The 16,726-nt window shown below is 71.6% G+C and carries 17 protein-coding genes; 6 read left to right on the forward strand and 11 right to left on the reverse strand.

The window, feature by feature from the left end; all coding sequences use genetic code 11:
- Positions 1-71: 71 nt before the first annotated feature.
- Together ACIA8L_RS37615 and ACIA8L_RS37620 are read left to right on the forward strand one after the other, a co-directional pair.
- Positions 72-1,385, forward strand: a complete 1,314-nt coding sequence (locus ACIA8L_RS37615; RefSeq protein WP_395912326.1) for an FAD-binding oxidoreductase — start codon at positions 72-74, stop codon at positions 1,383-1,385.
- Positions 1,382-2,650 (forward strand): MGH1-like glycoside hydrolase domain-containing protein, encoded by a 1,269-nt coding sequence (locus ACIA8L_RS37620; RefSeq protein WP_395912129.1) that lies wholly within the window; start codon positions 1,382-1,384, stop codon positions 2,648-2,650. The genes ACIA8L_RS37615 and ACIA8L_RS37620 overlap by 4 nt, the downstream gene beginning before the upstream one ends.
- A 45-nt stretch (positions 2,651-2,695) precedes the next feature.
- Here ACIA8L_RS37620 and ACIA8L_RS37625 read toward each other — a convergent pair whose 3' ends face one another.
- The 3 genes from ACIA8L_RS37625 to ACIA8L_RS37635 form a co-directional block, all read right to left on the reverse strand.
- Positions 2,696-4,546 carry a M14 family zinc carboxypeptidase gene (locus tag ACIA8L_RS37625; protein WP_395912328.1) on the reverse strand — a complete coding sequence of 617 codons (1,851 nt, stop codon included), beginning with the start codon at positions 4,544-4,546 and terminating at the stop codon, positions 2,696-2,698.
- Between the two features lie 102 nt (positions 4,547-4,648).
- Positions 4,649-5,551: a cellulose binding domain-containing protein gene (locus tag ACIA8L_RS37630; protein ID WP_395912131.1), complete on the reverse strand. Its 903-nt coding sequence runs from the start codon at positions 5,549-5,551 to the stop codon at positions 4,649-4,651.
- Between the two features lie 35 nt (positions 5,552-5,586).
- Positions 5,587-6,399, reverse strand: coding sequence for a polysaccharide deacetylase family protein (locus tag ACIA8L_RS37635; RefSeq protein WP_395912133.1), 813 nt, complete (start codon positions 6,397-6,399; stop codon positions 5,587-5,589).
- A 100-nt stretch (positions 6,400-6,499) separates the two neighbouring features.
- Here ACIA8L_RS37635 and ACIA8L_RS37640 point away from each other — a divergent pair, with 100 nt between their 5' ends.
- Genes ACIA8L_RS37640 through ACIA8L_RS37655 form a run of 4 tightly spaced genes read left to right on the forward strand, consistent with a single transcriptional unit; the run spans position 6,500 to position 8,989 of the window.
- Positions 6,500-6,829 carry an ArsR/SmtB family transcription factor gene (locus tag ACIA8L_RS37640; protein WP_395912134.1) on the forward strand — a complete coding sequence of 110 codons (330 nt, stop codon included), beginning with the start codon at positions 6,500-6,502 and terminating at the stop codon, positions 6,827-6,829.
- Positions 6,829-7,467: a cation transporter gene (locus ACIA8L_RS37645; RefSeq protein WP_395912136.1), complete on the forward strand. Its 639-nt coding sequence runs from the start codon at positions 6,829-6,831 to the stop codon at positions 7,465-7,467. Before ACIA8L_RS37640 ends, ACIA8L_RS37645 begins: the two co-directional genes overlap by 1 nt.
- Before the next feature lie 21 nt (positions 7,468-7,488).
- Entirely contained in the window at positions 7,489-8,220 is a 732-nt protein-coding gene (locus tag ACIA8L_RS37650) for an SDR family NAD(P)-dependent oxidoreductase (RefSeq protein WP_395912138.1), read from the forward strand.
- A complete protein-coding gene (locus tag ACIA8L_RS37655) occupies positions 8,207-8,989 on the forward strand; it encodes an N-acyl homoserine lactonase family protein (RefSeq protein ID WP_395912140.1) in 783 nt (260 codons plus the stop codon). Before ACIA8L_RS37650 ends, ACIA8L_RS37655 begins: the two co-directional genes overlap by 14 nt.
- Here ACIA8L_RS37655 and ACIA8L_RS37660 read toward each other — a convergent pair.
- The 8 genes from ACIA8L_RS37660 to ACIA8L_RS37695 are packed head-to-tail and all read right to left on the reverse strand — an operon-like array spanning position 8,976 to position 16,710.
- Complete coding sequence (locus ACIA8L_RS37660; protein ID WP_395912142.1) at positions 8,976-9,734, reverse strand: carboxymuconolactone decarboxylase family protein; 759 nt, start codon at positions 9,732-9,734, stop codon at positions 8,976-8,978. The genes ACIA8L_RS37655 and ACIA8L_RS37660 overlap by 14 nt on opposite strands.
- Entirely contained in the window at positions 9,731-10,600 is an 870-nt protein-coding gene (locus tag ACIA8L_RS37665; protein ID WP_395912144.1) for an NAD(P)-dependent oxidoreductase, read from the reverse strand. The genes ACIA8L_RS37660 and ACIA8L_RS37665 overlap by 4 nt, the downstream gene beginning before the upstream one ends.
- Positions 10,593-10,979, reverse strand: a complete 387-nt coding sequence (locus ACIA8L_RS37670; protein WP_395912146.1) for a cupin domain-containing protein — start codon at positions 10,977-10,979, stop codon at positions 10,593-10,595. The genes ACIA8L_RS37665 and ACIA8L_RS37670 overlap by 8 nt, the downstream gene beginning before the upstream one ends.
- Positions 10,976-11,881, reverse strand: a complete 906-nt coding sequence (locus ACIA8L_RS37675; RefSeq protein ID WP_395912148.1) for an NAD(P)-dependent oxidoreductase — start codon at positions 11,879-11,881, stop codon at positions 10,976-10,978. Before ACIA8L_RS37675 ends, ACIA8L_RS37670 begins: the two co-directional genes overlap by 4 nt.
- On the reverse strand, positions 11,878-12,819 hold the full coding sequence (locus tag ACIA8L_RS37680) for a DUF6282 family protein (protein ID WP_395912150.1): 942 nt from the start codon (positions 12,817-12,819) through the stop codon (positions 11,878-11,880). The genes ACIA8L_RS37675 and ACIA8L_RS37680 overlap by 4 nt, the downstream gene beginning before the upstream one ends.
- Before the next feature lie 32 nt (positions 12,820-12,851).
- The gene (locus ACIA8L_RS37685) at positions 12,852-13,943 is read right to left on the reverse strand and encodes an ABC transporter ATP-binding protein (protein WP_395912151.1); all 1,092 of its coding nucleotides are present in this window, start codon (positions 13,941-13,943) and stop codon (positions 12,852-12,854) included.
- Positions 13,940-15,649: an ABC transporter permease subunit gene (locus ACIA8L_RS37690; protein WP_395912153.1), complete on the reverse strand. Its 1,710-nt coding sequence runs from the start codon at positions 15,647-15,649 to the stop codon at positions 13,940-13,942. Before ACIA8L_RS37690 ends, ACIA8L_RS37685 begins: the two co-directional genes overlap by 4 nt.
- Before the next feature lie 5 nt (positions 15,650-15,654).
- Positions 15,655-16,710: an extracellular solute-binding protein gene (locus ACIA8L_RS37695; protein ID WP_395912155.1), complete on the reverse strand. Its 1,056-nt coding sequence runs from the start codon at positions 16,708-16,710 to the stop codon at positions 15,655-15,657.
- Between the last annotated feature and the right edge of the window lie 16 nt (positions 16,711-16,726).

Genomic DNA, 16,726 nt, shown 5'->3' on the forward strand with positions numbered 1-16,726 from the left:
TGGACACCACCGGCTTAGGGGCCCTCATCGCGGCACTGCCCGACGGGGCCGTCGTCGTCGACCGGGACGTGATGGAGCGGTACCGCCAGGACTGGGCCCGGGACCGCGCCGCCGGTCGGCCCCTCGCCGTCGTGCGCCCGGCCGGGACCGCCGACGTGCAGACGGTCCTGCGCTGGGCCGCGGCCGCGCGCGTGCCGGTCGTGCCGCGCGGGGCCGCCACCGGCCTGTCCGGCGGCGCCACAGCGGTCGACGGCGGCCTGGTGCTGTCGCTGGAGCGCATGCGGGCCGTGGACATCGATCCGGTCGCGCGGGTGGCGGTGGTACAACCGGGCGCTCTGAATGTCGAAGTCAAACGGGCGGCGGCCGCAGCCGGGCTCTGGTACCCACCCGACCCCTCCTCCTTCGAGTCCTGCTCGATCGGCGGCAACGCCGCGACCAACGCCGGCGGCCTGTGCTGCGTCAAATACGGCGTCACCACCGACTACGTGCTCGGCATGGAGGTCGTGCTGGCCGACGGCGCGGCGGTGCGGCTCGGCGGCCCGCGGCTGAAGGACTCGGCCGGCCTGTCGCTGACGAAGCTGTTCGTCGGCTCGGAGGGCATCCTCGGCGTGATGACGGAGCTGACGCTGCGGCTGCTGCCGGCCCCGCCGCCCGCGTCGACGCTCGTCGCGACGTTCCCGACGATGGAGGCGGCGGCCGCGGCCGTCCTGGCCATCACCGCGCGGCTGCGCCCGGCCCTGCTGGAGCTCATGGACCGGACCACGATCAACGCCGTCGAGGACCACACGGCCATGGGCCTGGACCGGGGTGCCCGCGCGCTGCTCCTCGCGCAGAGCGACGCCCCCGGCCGCGCCGCCGCCGAGGAGATCGCGGCGATGGAGGCCGCCGGCCGGGAGCACGCGGCGACGGAGGTCTTCACGACCGACGACCCGGCCGAGGGTGAGGCCTTCACCGCCGCCCGCCGGCTCGCGTTCCCGGCCCTGGAGCGCCGGGGTGAGCTGCTGATGGAGGACGTCGGCGTTGCCCTGCCGAAGCTGCCGCGGCTGGTCACCGGCGTCGAGGCGATCGCGGCCGCGCACGACGTGACGATCGGGCTGGTCGCGCACGCGGGCGACGGCAACACCCACCCGGTGATCGTCTACGACGCCCGCGACCCCGGCCACACGGCCCGGGCCGAGCGGGCGTTCGCGGCGGTGATGGAGCTCGCGCTGTCCCTGGGCGGCACCATCACCGGCGAGCACGGCGTGGGCCGGCTGAAGCAGCCGTGGCTCCCGGCCTACCTCGGCGCCGACGCGCTCGCGCTGACCCGGCGGGTGAAGCAGGCCCTCGACCCGCTCGGCATCCTCAACCCCGGTGCGATGCTCACGATGGAAGGAACAGCATGACCGACCGTTACGCATCGCTGCTGAGCGCGCACATCCTCGCGAAGAGCCAGGAGATGACGCGGGAGCCGGTGGGCATCATCCAGCACCCGTTCCTGGTGCCGAGCAGCCCCGACTCGCCGTACTACAGCGGCCACCTCTGGGACTGGGACTCCTGGCTGGCCAGCGTCGTGCTGGCCCAGGTCGAGGCCGAGACCGGCCAGACGGGCCGCTTCGCGCAGTACCAGGAGGGCTGCATCCTCAACTTCCTCGACCACGCGCGCGACGGCTTCATCCCGATCCAGCTCAACCCCGAGGGCACCCTCCGCCACGGCGACTTCGGCACCGAAGCGGAATACGCGAAGAACCAAAACACCCATAAGCCCGTGTTGGTACAGCACGCGGCGCTGCTGTCCCGCCGGCGCGGCGACGCCGAGTGGCTGCGCCCCCACCGGCCGAAGCTCGAGGCGTTCCTCAACGGCTACCTCACCCGCCACTTCCACGCGGAGACCGGCCTCGTCCACTGGCAGACCGACTTCGCCGTCGGCGTCGACAACGACCCGTCGGTCTACTACCGCCCGGCCCGCAGCACCGCCGCCATCTACCTCAACAGCCTGATGTACCGCGAACTCCTGGCCTACGGCGAACTGCTGGAGCAGCTCGGTGAGGTCAAGGACTCGGTGCGGTGGCGGCGCCGCGCCCAGGACCTCGCCGACGCGATCCACGCGCACTGCTGGGACGAGCGCGACGGCACCTTCTACAGCGCCGACCTCGCGCTGCGCCCCGTCGACGACGGCGACTGGCTGCACAGCGGCGCGCCGCGGGCGTGGTCGTCGCTGCTGCTGCGGGTCGACAACTGGTCGAGCTTCCTGCCGATGTGGGCCGGCCTCGCGACCCAGGAGCAGGCCGAGCGGATGGTGCGGCGGGTCCGCGACCAGCGCACGTTCGCCGCCAACTACGGCATCCGGTCGCTGTCCCGGCTGGAGAAGATGTACGACCTGCGCGCCTCCAACAACCCGTCCAACTGGCTCGGCCCGATCTGGGGCATCACGAACTACCTGGTGTTCCGCGGGCTGGTGAAGTACGGCTTCGACGACGACGCCCGCGACCTGGCCGGCAAGACGGTCCGGCTGTTCGGCCGCGACCTGGAGACCACCGGCTGCCTGCACGAGTTCTACCACCCCGACAGCGGCGAACCGATCATGACCAGGAACTTCCAGAACTGGAACTTCCTCGTCCTGCAGATGATCGCCTGGCTCGACGACCGCCCGATGGTGACCGAGTTCTGAGCCGTGGACGGAGGGCCCCCGCCCGCGCGGGAGCCCTCCGCCGGTTCACGTCTGCCGGATGGTCACGTTGTCGACGCCGGCCTCGACGAGGCTGGCGGTCGCGGTGTCCGCGGCCTCTATGAGAATCTGCACGTTCTGCCCCGCGTACGGGGTGAGGCTGACGCTGCCGGTGGACCAGGCGGCGTCGCGGTCGGTGGCGGCGCCGGCCGCCGTGAACAGCACGGTGGTGCCGCTGCTCGTGACCACGCTGACCCGGAAGAAGTCGGCCGCCGTGGCGTTGTTGCCGTGGCCGAGGTACCACGAATAGCTCAATGTCAACGTGCCGCTCGCCGGCAGCGCGATGCTCGGTGAGCGGACGCTGGTCGTGCCGCCGTCGACGTCGTTGGCGCCCGCGCTGGAGCCGGCCAGCCGGGCTGTCACCAGGTCGTTGCTGCCGCTGACCGTGGTGCCGAGCTGCTTCGGGCCGCTGGAGTCGGTGGCCTCGGGGTCACCGCGCTCCCACGCGCCGCTGACCGCGGTGTCGGTGCCGTTCGGGTTCGTCACCCAGCCGAGGCCCGTCTCGAAGTCGTCGGACCAGACGGTGGTGCCCGTCCCGGCGCCGCAGTACTGGGCCTCCTTGCCGATGACGCGGTAGGGGCAGTCGGCGTACTCGGCGATCTGCAGGCTCGCCTCCCGGTTGAGCGAGGTCTGCGCGGCGATCACCTCGTCGGGCGGGTAGAAGCCGCCGCCGCTGCTGCCGGCCGGGTACATCTCGAACGTGTAGGACCAGACGCCCTGGCTCGCCCACAGCCAGTCGTCGATGGAGCCGTCGGTGATGTACAGGTCGCTGGCCTGCTCGGGCGTGTAGCCGTTGGTGCCGGCCAGCTGCACGCCGAGGGTGCGGAACGTCGCCTCCTGGTCGGCGTCCAGCCCCGGCGCGGTGTTGGCCGTCGTGTAGCCGAACGGCCAGAGCACGAGCTTGCCGTACGTGTGGAAATCGATGTGGGTCTTGATCTGCTGCACCCCGCCGACCCGGCGGCCCAGGACGAAGTCGCGGACGCGCTGCGTCTCCGGCGCCGAGAAGGCCGAGGGCCCGCGGTACGTCTCGGAGCTGGTCGTCCCCGACGACCCGCCGCAGCAGCCCCAGTTGAAGCCCCAGTTGCGGTTCAGGTCGGTGCCGACGTTGCTGCTGCCGGTGTTGGGCTGGCGGTTCTTCCGCCACGACCGGTAGGCCCCGGTCGCGATGTCGTACTCGCCGCCGTCCGGGTTCATGTCCGGCACGATCCAGATCTCGCGCGAGTCGACCACGCCGGTGATCCGCGCGTCGGTGCCGTAGCCGTCCGTGAGCTGCTTGATCAGGTACAGCGCCATCTCGACGGTCAGGTGCTCCCGCGCGTGCTGGTGCGCCGTGTACAGGACCTCGGGCTCGTTCTCGTCGGTCGCGACGTTGTCCGAGATCTTGATGACCGGGATGTCCCGCCCCTCGTACGACAGGCCGAGGCTGGACTTGCGCAGGATCGCCGGGTGGTCGGCGACCGCCTGGTTGAGCTCGGCGGTCATCTCCGCGTAGTTGTGGTACTGCGAGTCGGCCGACGGGAAGTCCTGGACCTTGGACCGGCCGGGGGTGACCGGCCGCGGGACCTTGGTGACGGTGAAGCCGAGCTGGCGCAGGAGTGTGACCTCGGACGGCGTCGCGGTGATGTCCGCGACGCCGTGCTCGATCCCGTCGATCGCCGCCCCGCTGGCGGCGATCCGGTTGCGCTGCTCGAGGGTGTTGACCGAGTCGACCAGATACGGCGACGCGGTCTCGGCGACGTCAGCGGCGGCCGGTCCTGCGCCGCCGGCGACGACGAGGGCGCCACCACTCACGAGGACGAGTGCCAGCAGGGTGCAGAGCCTCCGGGTCCGGCTCATCAAGCCTCCTTGGGTGTGGAGGTACACGAGCATCCAGAGGACCACCCAAGTCATGGTCGAATCAACATACGTCTTGCGGCATAACGTCTTGATGCGAGAAGCGGATCAGGGGGTACGCGTACAGGCCACCGCCGGACCGGAGTTGCTGGCGGTCCAGGAGCCCAGCAGCCCGAACGACGCGCTGCCACCGGCCGGGATCGCGTTGTTGTACGCCTCGTTCGTCACCGTGTAGGGGCTGGCCGCCGACGCGGTCCGCCCGTTCCAGACCTGGGTGACACGCTGCCCGTTCGCGAACGTCAGCGTCACCGCCCACCCCGTCGTGGTGCTCGACCCGGTGTTGGTGACCTTGACGTCGGCCTGGAACCCGCCGGTCCACTCGCCCGTCTTCGTGTAGGTGGCCGTGCAGCCCCCGGCCCCCGCGGATGCCGACGCCGACGCCGACGGCGTCGTGCGGGAGGGGCTCGGGGAGGACGGGGCCGTCGGCGTCCGGCTGGCCGTCGACGTCGCCGGGGTGGCGCCGCCCTCGGGCGCCACGGCGCGGCCCGTCACCGTCGAGATCATCCCCGCGCACAGTCCACGGCTCGCCAAACCGGCCACGATCCGCGGTACCGCCGCGATGGTGTTCGGAAACCCGTCGTGCATGAGGATCACCTGACCGTTCGTCAACGTGCTCGCGGCCTGCACGATCGCGTCCGTGGTGGCGTTGTTCCAGTCCTGCGTGTCGACGTCCCAGAGCACCTCCGTGAGCCCGTACTGCGCCTCGACCGCCTTGAGCGCGGCACTCGTCGAGCCGTACGGGGGCCGGAACAACTTCGGCGCGGTCCCCGTCAACTGCGCGATGACGTCCTGCGTCCGCTGCAGCTCGGACTGGATGTAGGCGGTAGCTTTGTCGCTGACGTTGTCGTGGTCCCAGGTGTGGTTGCCGATCCACATCCCGGCCGCCTGCTCGGCCTGCACGAGCGCCGGGTCGGCCTGCGCGTTCCAGCCCGGCCGCAATCCCGCGCCCACACCCCCGCAGCGTGCCGCCCCGGAGGTTTCGAAAGTTACAGCCCGGAGGTGGGGAGGCCGGCCAGGGTGAAGTGCTCCTGAAGCCAGGGGAGGAGCTGCTGGTAGGCGGTGATGGTGTTCGGCTGGCCGTTGTCGTGGGACAGGACGATCGAGCCCGGGCGGGTGTGGGACTTCACCTCGCTCACCACGCGGGAGATGTGGGCGGCGGCGCCGTTGTCGTGGGTGTGTTCCCAGTCGCGGGGGTCGACGTCCCAGTAGATCGAGTCCATGCCCAGGGAGCGGGCCTTGGCCACGAGGGCGGGGGTGAAGTTGCCGCCGGGGGCGCGGAAGTAGCGGATCGGGGCGTCGGCGCCGACGGCGGCCCGGATCATGTCGTTGGTGTGTTTGAGGTCCCAGTCGATGTAGGCGTCGTCGCGCTGGGCCAGGTTCAGCAGGTGTTGCCAGGAGTGGTTGCACAGGGTGTGGCCGTCGGCGTAGATGGCGCGGACGAGGTCGGGGCGGTCGCGGACCCGGAAGCCGACCATGCAGAACGTGGCGTGGATGTGCCGTTCCCGCAGCAGCGCCAGGAGTTTCGGGGTGTTGATCGGGTCCGGGCCGTCGTCGAAGGTCAGCGCGACCGCCTGGCTCTTCGTGGTGAGGAACGAGCCGACGGGGCCGTCGCCGTCGTGGAACGTCGGGCTCGGGGACGCCGACGGCATCGCGCCGGGTGTGGGTGCGGCGGCGACCGGGACGGCGGCGGGGGCCGGGGGCGGTGGCAGGGGAGGGTGCACCGGGGAACCGTCGCGGGTCATGGTGGCCAGCAGGAGCAGTACCACCGCGGTCAGCGGTCCGGAGGTCGCGAAACGCACACCTACCAGACGGTCGAGGCCCGAGCCGTGGTTGCAGTCCCGCGGCCACCATGTCAGTACAGTGGTTGCTTTATTCAGCATCTGCTGTACCGTTCGGTGGGTGGAGACGCTGACGCCCGGCCAGGTGCTCGCCCGTTTCGGCCATGCGCTGTCCGACCCGGTGCGGGCCCGGCTGCTGCTGGCCCTGCGGGAGGCCCCTGGCTACCCGGCCGAGCTGGCCGACACGCTCGGCACCAGCCGCCAGAACCTCTCCAACCACCTCGCCTGCCTGCGCGGCTGCGGCCTCGTCGCCGCCGTCCCCGAGGGCCGCCGGGTCCGCTACGAGCTGGCCGATCCCCGCCTGGCCCACGCCCTCGGCGACCTCCTCGGCCTCGTCCTGGCCGTGGACCCGGCCGCCTGCCCGGCCGCCGAGCGGGACGGCTGCTGCTGATGCTGCTGACCACCGACCGGCGCGTGCTGCTCACCCGCCGCATCCGATGGTTCGTGACCGCCACCATCGCCTACAACGTGGTCGAGGCGGTCGTCGCGCTCGCCGCCGGCGCTTCGGCCTCGTCGGCCGCGCTCATCGGCTTCGGGCTGGACTCGGTGATCGAGGTGGCGTCGGCCGCCGCGGTCGCCTGGCAGTTCGCCGGGCCCGACCACGAGCGCCGGGAACGGGTCGCGCTGCGGATCATCGCCGGGTCGTTCTTCGCCCTCGCCGCGTACGTGACCGTGGAGTCGGGCCGGGCGCTCCTTGGCGCAGACCGGGCCGAGCACTCCACCGTGGGTCTCGTGCTGGCCGCGGTGTCCCTGGCCGTGATGCCGCTGCTGTCGGCCGCGCAGCGCCGCGCGGGCCGGGAGCTCGGGTCGGCCTCGGCGGTCGCGGACTCCAAGCAGACGCTGCTGTGCACCTACCTGTCCGCGGTCCTGCTCGCCGGCCTCGCCGTCAACTCGCTGCTCGGCTGGTGGTGGGCCGACCCGATCGCCGCCCTCGCCATCGCCGCCGTCGCGGTGCGGGAAGGCCGCGACGCCTGGCGCGGCGACACCTGCTGCGCCGGTGGGTGCGACGATGGGCTTGCAAATGTATGACGATCGTACAATGCTCAGAGCATGGATCTCATCGCCGTCGTGACCGGGGCCGCTCGCGGGATCGGGCGCAGCACGGTCGTGCGGTTGCGCGGAGCGGGGTATCGGGTGGTGGCGGTCGACGTGTCGGCCGCGGTCGCCGAGCTGGCCGAGGACGGGTGGGTGGTGCCCGTCGCCGCCGACGTGACCGGCGACGGGGTGCCGGCGGCCGTGGTCGGGCGGGCGGTGGCCGAGTTCGGGCGGCTCGACCTGCTCGTCAACAACGCGGCCCGGTTTCTGCGGCGGCCGATCCTCGACACCACCGATGACGACTTCGACGCGCTGTTCGCCGTCAACGTGCGGCCGGTGTTCCGGTTCAGCCGGGCCGCGCTGCCGTCGTTGGTCGAGTCCCGGGGTGGCATCGTCAACACCGCCTCCATCTCCGGGCTGATCGGCGTGGCCGACCAGAGTGTCTACGCGATGACGAAGGGTGCCATCGTGCAGCTGACCCGGCAGCTCGCGATCGAGTTCGCGGGGCGGGGCGTGCGGGTCAACGCCGTGGCCCCCGGCGCGGTCGACACCGAGTTCATGGCCGCAGCCCGGGCGGCTGATCCGGACCCGGCGGCGAGCCTGGCCGTCACCCTCGCCAACCATCCGATCGGGCGGATGTCGACCCCCGACGAGGTGGCCCGGGCGATCGTGTTCCTGGCCGCACCGGAGTCGGGCGGCATCACCGGCGCAATTTTGAGTGTGGACGGTGGCTATGTCGCACGCTAAATACCAGGTGACGATCGTCAAGTACGGGACCCGGCAGACGGTGCGCAGCGACGTGTACCTCAACTACCACCTCTACGGTGAGCCGGACGGCCCGATCGGGATGGACTACTTCTTCTGGATCGTCCGCAACGCCGAGCGCACGATCATCGTGGACACCGGGTTCTCGGCGGCCGGTGGTGCTCGCCGCGGCCGCACCACGCTGATCGAGCCCGCCGCCGCGTTCGACGCGCTCGGCGTGGACCGCGCGGCCGGCCCGCCGGTCGTCGTCACGCACGCGCACTACGATCACATCGGCAACCTGGACCTGTTCCCGGCCTCACCGGTGATCCTGGCCGCGGCCGAGTACGACTTCTGGACCGGCCCGTACGCGAACCGGATGTTGCTGCACCATTCGGTGGAGGACGAGGAGCTCGCATACCTGCGGCAGGCCGAGCGGGAGGGGCGGGTGCGGACCTTCGCCGGCTCCCTCGACCTGGCGCCGGGGGTGCGGGTGCTCCAGGTCGGCGGCCACACCCCGGGGCAGAGCGTCGTGCTGGTCGACACCGACGCCGGCACCGTGCTCCTCGCATCGGACTCGGTGCACTACTACGAGGAGCTCGAGCGCAGCATGCCGTTCACCCAGGTGGCCAGCCTCGTCGACATGTACGCGGCCTTCGAGCGGATCCGGGCGATGCGCGAGGTCCGGCACCTGGTGCCCGGCCACGACCCGGACACCCTCGGCCGGTTCGCCCCGGCCGGTCTGAACGGCCTGGCCGCTACGATCGGCTAGCCCGCAGTTCCTCCACCAGGATCGGCACGGTCGCGGTCACGGCGTGGATGCCCAGGACCGAGGCGATCTCCATGACCTCCAGGATCTCCTCCGCGGTGGCGCCGTAGCCGATCGCGTTCTCGATGTGCAGCTTGAGGCCCTCGACGTACAGGTGCGTCGCCGCGGTGTCGAAGGCGATGTAGATGAACTCCTTCACCTTCGGCTCGAGCGGGCCGGAGCGCCACGGCACCGACGAGAACTCGGTGTAGGCGGCGAACATCTCCGGGTCGAGCTCCAGCATCTCGTCCCAGAACGCGTGCCAGTAGCCGCGGGTCTTCGTGAACTCGGCCTTGATCCGCTCCTGGCGCTCGGTGAGCGGCGCCGGCCCGGTCCGCAGGCCCCGCTCCCGCAGCACCTCGACCAGGACGGGGACGCCGATGTTCATCGCGTGGATGCCCAGCGTCGCCGCCAGCTCGAGCACCTCCATGATCTCCTGTGGGGTGGCGCCCAGCTCGAGCGCGGCCTGGATGTGCTGGCGTACCCCCGGCAGGTACATGTGGGTGGCGTTGGCGTCGATCGCGATGTAGATGAACTCCTTCACTTTCGGCTCGAGCGGGCCGAATCGCCACGGTACCGCCGAGAGCCGCAAATAGCTTTGCAGGAACTCCGGGTCGAGCCGGAGCACCCCCTCCCACGTGTCGCTCCACACCCCGCGAACGCGGATGAACTCGGCTTTGATGGCTTCCTGCCGTGCGGGGAGCGTCATCGCGGTCCGTCCTGTCGCAGCCAGTTGACGATCTCGGTGTGGTCGGCGGTGGGTTCGAGTGCCGCGGCGGCCTGCGACCACAGCTCGGCGGCCGCCCGGCCGAGCGGATCGGCCGCGCCCACCTGGTCGGCGAGCCCGACGGCGATGCGGATGTCCTTGAGCATGAGCCGAAGCCCGAAGCCGGAGTCGTACTGCCCGGTCAGCACGAAATTCGGCCACTTGTGCTCGGTCGATCCGCTGCGGCCGCTGGAGCTGTTGAAGATGGACAGCATGGTGGCCGGGTCGAGGCCGAACCGTTCGCCGGCCAGGATCGCCTCGCTGGTGACCAGGAGGTGGGTGGCGGACAGCAGGTTGTTGAGCGCTTTGACGGCGTGGCCGCAGCCGACGCCGCCGGCCCGCGTCGCCGTGCCGAAGCAGGCCAGGACGGGGGCGACCCGCTCGAGGTCGGCCGGCTCGCCGCCGGTCATGATGGTGAGCTCGCCGGTGCGGGCCCGGCCGACGCCGCCGGAGACGGGGGCGTCGATCAGGGTGATGCCCCGCGCGGCCAGCTCGGCGGCGAGCGCCCGGGTGCGCAGCGGCTCCGAGGAGCTCATGTCGATGACAGTCACGCCCGGCCCGACGGCAAACTGTCCATCATGGACGGTGGCCGCGACGGCGTCGGAGCCGGGCAGCATGAGCACGATCACGGCGGCCCCGCGGACGGCCGCGGCCAGGTCGGCGGCCGCGACCCCGCCGGCGTCGGCGAGGGCCCGGCGGGCCGGCTCGGCGACGTCGAAGCCCTGGACCCGGTAGCCGGCCCGGACGAGCCGGGCCGACATCGGGCCGCCCATGTTGCCGAGCCCGATGCAGGCGACGGTGTCAGGCATCGGCCGCACCCGGGTAGTCGGTGACGGCCTCGGCCCACCGGGTCACGCCGAGCGAGATCGCGGTGTGCGTCATGGACGATCCGGGGGCGGCGCCGTGCCAGTGCCGCTCGCCGGCCGGCACCCACACGGTGTCCCCGGCGCGGATCGTCCGCGGCGGTTCGCCGTCGGTGCGGATCAGGCCCTGCCCGGCGAGCACCTGCAGGATCTGGCCGTGTTCGTGGGTGTGCCAGTACGTGTGGGCGCCGGGGGTGAAGAACACCGTGGTGATGGTGGTGCCGTCGGCGGTGGGCAGGATCGGGTCGAACCAGGCCTCGCCGGTGACCGTGGCGGGGCGCTGCTCGGACCGGGTGTCCGCGGCTCGGCCGGGCACGATTCTCATGCGGCCGGCTCCTCGGTGTGCAGCCGGACGCCGCCGGAGAGGTCCCCGATGGCGTCGACGACGGTGTTGCTGATCCGGTCGGCGTAGCCGAGCGCGCGGGCCAGGCCGAAGCTGGCGACCGGGCCGGCGGCGTTGAGGCTGGCCACGCCGAGCCGGGCGGCCAGCTCGACGTAGAGGTTCACGTCCTTGAGCATCAGCGTGTTGGTGAGCCCGCCCCGCAGGTAGTCGCCGTGGATGATCTTCGGGAACCGGTTCAGGGTGGCGAAGTTGACGCCCGAGCTCGCGTTGAGCACGGCGAGCAGCACCTCCAGGTCCAGGCCGGCCTTCTTCCCGGCCACCATCACCTCGGCGGTCGCCGACAGCGCGATCGCGTTGAGGAAGTTGTTCAGCAGCTTCACCGTGTGCCCCGCACCACTCGGTCCACAGTGGAAGATATCGGCCGCGAACAGCTCCAGCACCGGCCGGGCCCGCTCGAGGACCGCGGGGTCGCCGCCGACCATCATGGTCAGCGCGGCCCGCTCGGCCGCGGCCGCACCGCCGGAGATGCCGGCGTCGAGGTAGGCCGCGCCCCGCTCGCCGAGCAGCCGGTGGATGCGCGTGGTCGAGTCGGGCGCGGCGGTGGACAGGTCCACGATGATCTGACCCGGCCGCGCGTGTGCGAGGAGGCCGTCGTCGCCGAGCACCACCGCCTCGACGACGTGGCTGTCCGGCAGCGACAGCAGCACGATGTCGCTGCCGTCGCTCAGCTCGCCGGCCGAGCCCGCGGGCGTCGCGCCGGCCGCGGTGACGAGCTCGGGCCGCACGTCGTAGCCGAGCACCTCCCGGCCGCCGCGCACGATGGCCGCGCACATGCGCCCGCCCATGTTGCCCAGGCCCGCGAAGCCGATCCTGGTCGCCGTCATCGCAGCAGCAGCCCGCCGGCGTTCGCCCCGACCAGCTGCCGGATGTCGGCCTCCGGCAGGCCGGCGTCGAGCAGGCCGCGCACGGCCCGGCGGTAGAGGGTCACCGGCAGCGGGTTGGTCTTCTGGCCGGAGTCGGAGGAGATGATGGTCCGCTCCACGCCGACCGCCTTGATGAACGCCAGCAGCTCGTCGAGGTCGCGGCGGCGGTCGGGGTGGCCGTAGTACATGATCGCGCAGTGCTCGATGTGGACGCCCTGCCGGGCCCAGGCGGCGGCCTGCTCGACCGAGGCGCCGACGACGAAGACGGGGTGGTTGACGACGATGCGGCGCACGCCGGCCGCCAGCGCGGCGTCGATCAGCGCCTGCGACTCCGTGATGCCGAGGTGCCCGCAGGTCAGCACGGCGTCCTCGGCCGCGATCACCGACAGGATGTCGCGGACCTCGGGCAGCACCTTGCCGTCGTCGCCGAGGATCGAGATGATCTCGTTCGGCCGCAGGTCCACCTCCGGCGTCGGGAAGCCGGTGTCGTGGTGCTCGTGGTGCTGGACGTGGGCGGCGGAGGACAGCGTGGGGAACCACACCATCCGGCCGCCCATCCGCAGCGCCAGCTCGACGGCGTAGGGGTTGAGGCCGCCGACGGTGCGGTTGAGGGCGATCCCGCCGTACACCTCGATCGGCAGTTCGCCGAGGCCGGCCGAGCGCAGCGCCAGGATGTCGGTGACCATGCTGTGGTGGTGCGACTTGGCCACGATCGCGCGGAACCCGGCGCCGGCCGCGTCGCGGGCCGCGTCCAGGATGCTCATCCGCCGGGGGAACGGGCTCGGGCCCGGGTGCTGGTGCAGGTCGACGGCGCCGACGAGGAGGGCGTCGGCCTCCGGGTCGGGCACCTGGCGGTCCTCGTCGGCCTCGGGGTTGAACGGGTAGTCGGCAGTACTCACGCTGATGTCCTTACCGTCGCGGGGGAGAGGGGTCATTCGGCGACCAGGACCTGGTCCTCGGGCCGCCAGTGGGCGATGACCCGGGCGCCCGGGCCGACGGCCGAGGACGCGCCGACGGGCAGCACGGCGCAGCCGACCGAGTCGTCGCCGAAGGCGAGCTCGACCCGGTGGTAGGTGCCGTAGAACGACACGTCGGTGACGACCGCCGGGGCAGTGTTGGATCCGGGGGGTACCGCCGTTTCGTCGACGGCCACGGCCAGGCGCTCCGGCCGCACGATCAGCACGTGCCGGTCGTCGTCGGGGGTCTGCCCGCCGACCGCCCACTTGCGGTCGTGCCACGCGTAGACGTCGGCCGCCAGGTGCCGGCCGGCGAAGACGTTGGACTCGCCGAGGAAGCGGGCCACGAACTGGTTCGGCGGCCGGTGGTAGAGCTCGGTCGGCGGGCCGAGGGCGACGATGCGGCCGCGGTCGAAGATCGCGATCCGGTCCGAGAGGGTCATGGCCTCGTCCTGGTCGTGCGTGACGAAGACGAAGGTGAGGCCCAGCTCGCTGTGCAGGCGCTTGATCTCGCGCTGCAGGGCCTGGCGCAGCTTGCGGTCCAGGGCGCTGAGCGGCTCGTCGAGCAGCAGCACGCTGGGGGAGAAGACGACGGCCCGGGCCAGGGCGACGCGCTGCTGCTGCCCGCCGGAGAGCTCGTGCGGGCGGCGGCCGTCCATGCCGGCCAGGTCGACCAGGTCGAGGGCGGCGCCGACCAGGCGGGCCGACTCGGGCGCGGGCACCTTGCGCTCGCGCAGCGGGAAGGCGACGTTCTGCGCGACGGTGAGGTGCGGGAACAGCGCGTAGTTCTGGAAGACCATGCCGAGGTTGCGCTTGTGCGGCGGCGTGCGGGAGACGTCGCGGCCGTTGAGCCGGATGCTGCCCGCGGTCGGCTCGGTGAACCCGACGATCATGTTGAGCGTCGTGGTCTTGCCGGAGCCGCTGGGCCCGAGCAGGGTGATGAACTCGCCCGGCTCGATGTCGAGGTCGATGTGGTCGACGGCGGGCGGCTCGGCCGCGCCGTAGCGCTTGCTGAGGCCGGTCAGCTCGACCCGGGCACCGGTGGCGCTGATTGCCGCGGAGTTCATCTGGGGCCTCTTCTCGAACCGGCGATCTGTGCGAGCAGGATGGGGACGCTGACCAGGACGACCATCAGGCTCGACGCGGCCGAGATCGTCGGGTCGATCTGGACGGTGACGCTGTTGAACATCTTGACCGGCAGCGTGATCGCCCCCGGTGCCTGCAGGAACAGGGCGATCACGACCTCGTCGAGCGAGGTGACGAAGGCCAGCACGGTCCCGGACAGGATGCCGGGCCGGACCAGCGGCAGGGTCACCCGCCGGAAGGCCGAGACCGGGCTCGCGCCGAGGCTGGCGGCCACCCCGGCCAGGCGGCCGTCCATGCCCTGCAGCCGCGCGGTCACCGCGATCACGACGAACGGGATGGCCAGCGCGGTGTGGGCCAGGATGATGCCGATGAGGGTGCCGTTGAGGCCGAGGCGCAGGAAGGCGGAGAAGACCACCAGCGCGACCAGGATGTGCGGGACGATCATCGGCGAGAGCAGGAAGCCGTTGACGGCGCCGCGCCAGGGCGGGCGCAGCCGGGTCAGGCCGAAGGCGGCCGTGGTGCCCAGCAGCGTGGCGAACAGCGCGGTGAAGACGCCGACCTGCAGGGAGTTGAGGATCGCCGCGGTCCACTCCGGCGACGTGAACAGCTCCTGATACCAGCGCAGCGACCAGCCGTCGGGCGGGAACCGGAAGGTCCGGGCGGCGGAGAAGCTCATCGGGATGACCACCAGCGTCGGCGCCACGAGCAGGATCGCGACGATCGTCGTGTGGGCCCGCAGCCATGGCCGCACCGCCGAGGTCCGCTCGCCGCCGGCCCGGCCCCGCGCCGGCCGGCCGCCGGCGCTGGCGGCGGTGGCCAGCTTGGGCCCGGCCAGGCGGCGGCTGAGGCCGAGGACGGCGAGGGTGACGAGGAGCAGGAACATGCCCATGGCGCCGGCCCCGCCGAAGTCCAGCAGCTCCTTGGTGCGCACGTTGATGACCTGGGCGATCATCGCGTTGCGGGTGGAGCCGAGCAGGGCCGGTGTCACGTAGAAGCCGAGCGCCAGCACGAAGACCAGCGACATGCCGGCCACGACACCGGGCGTGGACAGCGGCAGGTAGACCCGGCGGAAGGCGCGGTGCCGGGGCGCGCCGAGGCTCTGCCCGGCCGGGACCAGGCGCCCGTCGACCTGCTCCATCGCCGTGTACATCGGCAGGACCAGGAACGGCAGCAGCACCTGGGTCATCGAGATGCCGACGGCCAGGGTCGTGCCCACCAGCGTGATGTCGCCCAGCCCGAACAGCCCGAAGAATTTCTGGATCACGCCGCCGTCCTGCATCAGCACCAGCCAGGCGAAGTTGCGGGCCAGCATGCTCGTCCAGAACGGCACGAGCACGATCGTCACCAGCACCGCCCGCATCGTCGGGCCGGCCAGGGTCATCGCATACGCGTAGGGGTACGCCAGCAGCGCGCCCACGACCGCGACGACCAGCGCGACGAGCAGGGTGCGGCCCAGCACGCGCAGGGTGTAGCCGTCGGTGAACAGCGAGGCGTAGTTGCCCAGGCCGGTCTCGGGCTCCGTGAAGCTGTCCACGACGATGTTCACCAGCGGCAGCACGAAGAGGACCACCAGGGCGACCAGCGCCGGCAGCAGGAGCAGCCAGCCGGACACGCGGGCCCGGGCGATGCGGGCCGGCCCGCATCGCCCGGCGGGGGGCGCCTCGGTCGTGGCTGTCGGCACGCTCATCCGGCTCAGCCGACCTTCCAGCTCGTCCAGCGCTTGGTCAGCGCGTCGGTGTTGTCGATCCACCACTGCTTGTCCTGCTCGATGGTGGTGCCGCGGTTGGGCAGGAACGCGTTGAACTGCTTCTGCTGATCGCTGTAGCCGACCGTGTTGAGGTCGATGTCGGGCCGGGCCGGGGCGGTGCCGGTCAGCTTGGCGTAGGCGACGGCCTGCGCGGGCTCGGTGACGAAGGCGAGCATGTCCTGCGCCAGCTGCTTGTGCGGGGAGCCCTTCGGGATGACCAGCACCCCGATGTCGGTGGTGTTGAAGTCCCACACCGGCACCAGGTTGGCCCCGCTGGACGCCGACACGATCGTCCGCGCGGTCACCGTGAGCACCATGCCGGCCTGCTTGTCGACGAGCATCTGCTGGATCGCGCCGTAGCTGGGCGCGAAGACCAGGGAGCTCTTGATCGTGTCGATCTTCTTGAAGGCCCGGTCGAGGTCCAGGGGGTAGACCTTGTCGGGGGCGACGCCGTCGGCGACCAGGGCGGCCTCGAACAGCCCGGCCTTCGGGTAGTCGTAGACGACCCGCTTGCCCGGGAACTTCTTCACGTCGAAGAAGTCCTGGATCTTCGTCGGCTTCTCGCCCGGGTACAGGTCGGCGTTGTAGCTGAAGATGTTGGCGTAGCGGTAGGTCGGCACGAAGCAGTCGCCGGTGGTGCCCTTCGGGAACTTGCCGCGCTCCAGCCGGGGATCGTCGAGCTTCTCGAACAGCTCGCCGCAGTAGGCCCCGGCGTAGATCCAGCTCATGTTGGCCAGGTCCCAGATGGTCTTGCCGGCCGCCACCATGGTGCGGACCTGGGCCTGCTCGGCCGGGCTGATGTTGGTGAACTTCGTGCCGGTCTTGGCGGTGAACGGCACCTGCAGGGCGGTCTTCTCGTCCTCCTGGAACTGCCCGCCGGTGCTGGCCCACGTCAGCGTGTTGCCCGACGAGGAGCCGCCGCCGGGGTCGCCGCCCACGCCGCAGGCCGACAACGTCAGGGCACCGACGGTGAACAAGGTGAGTAAGCGGAAGGTCCTCATGACTGTCGCCTCTTCT

This window comes from Dactylosporangium sp. NPDC051541, assembly GCF_044454505.1.
Taxonomy (GTDB): domain Bacteria; phylum Actinomycetota; class Actinomycetes; order Mycobacteriales; family Micromonosporaceae; genus Dactylosporangium.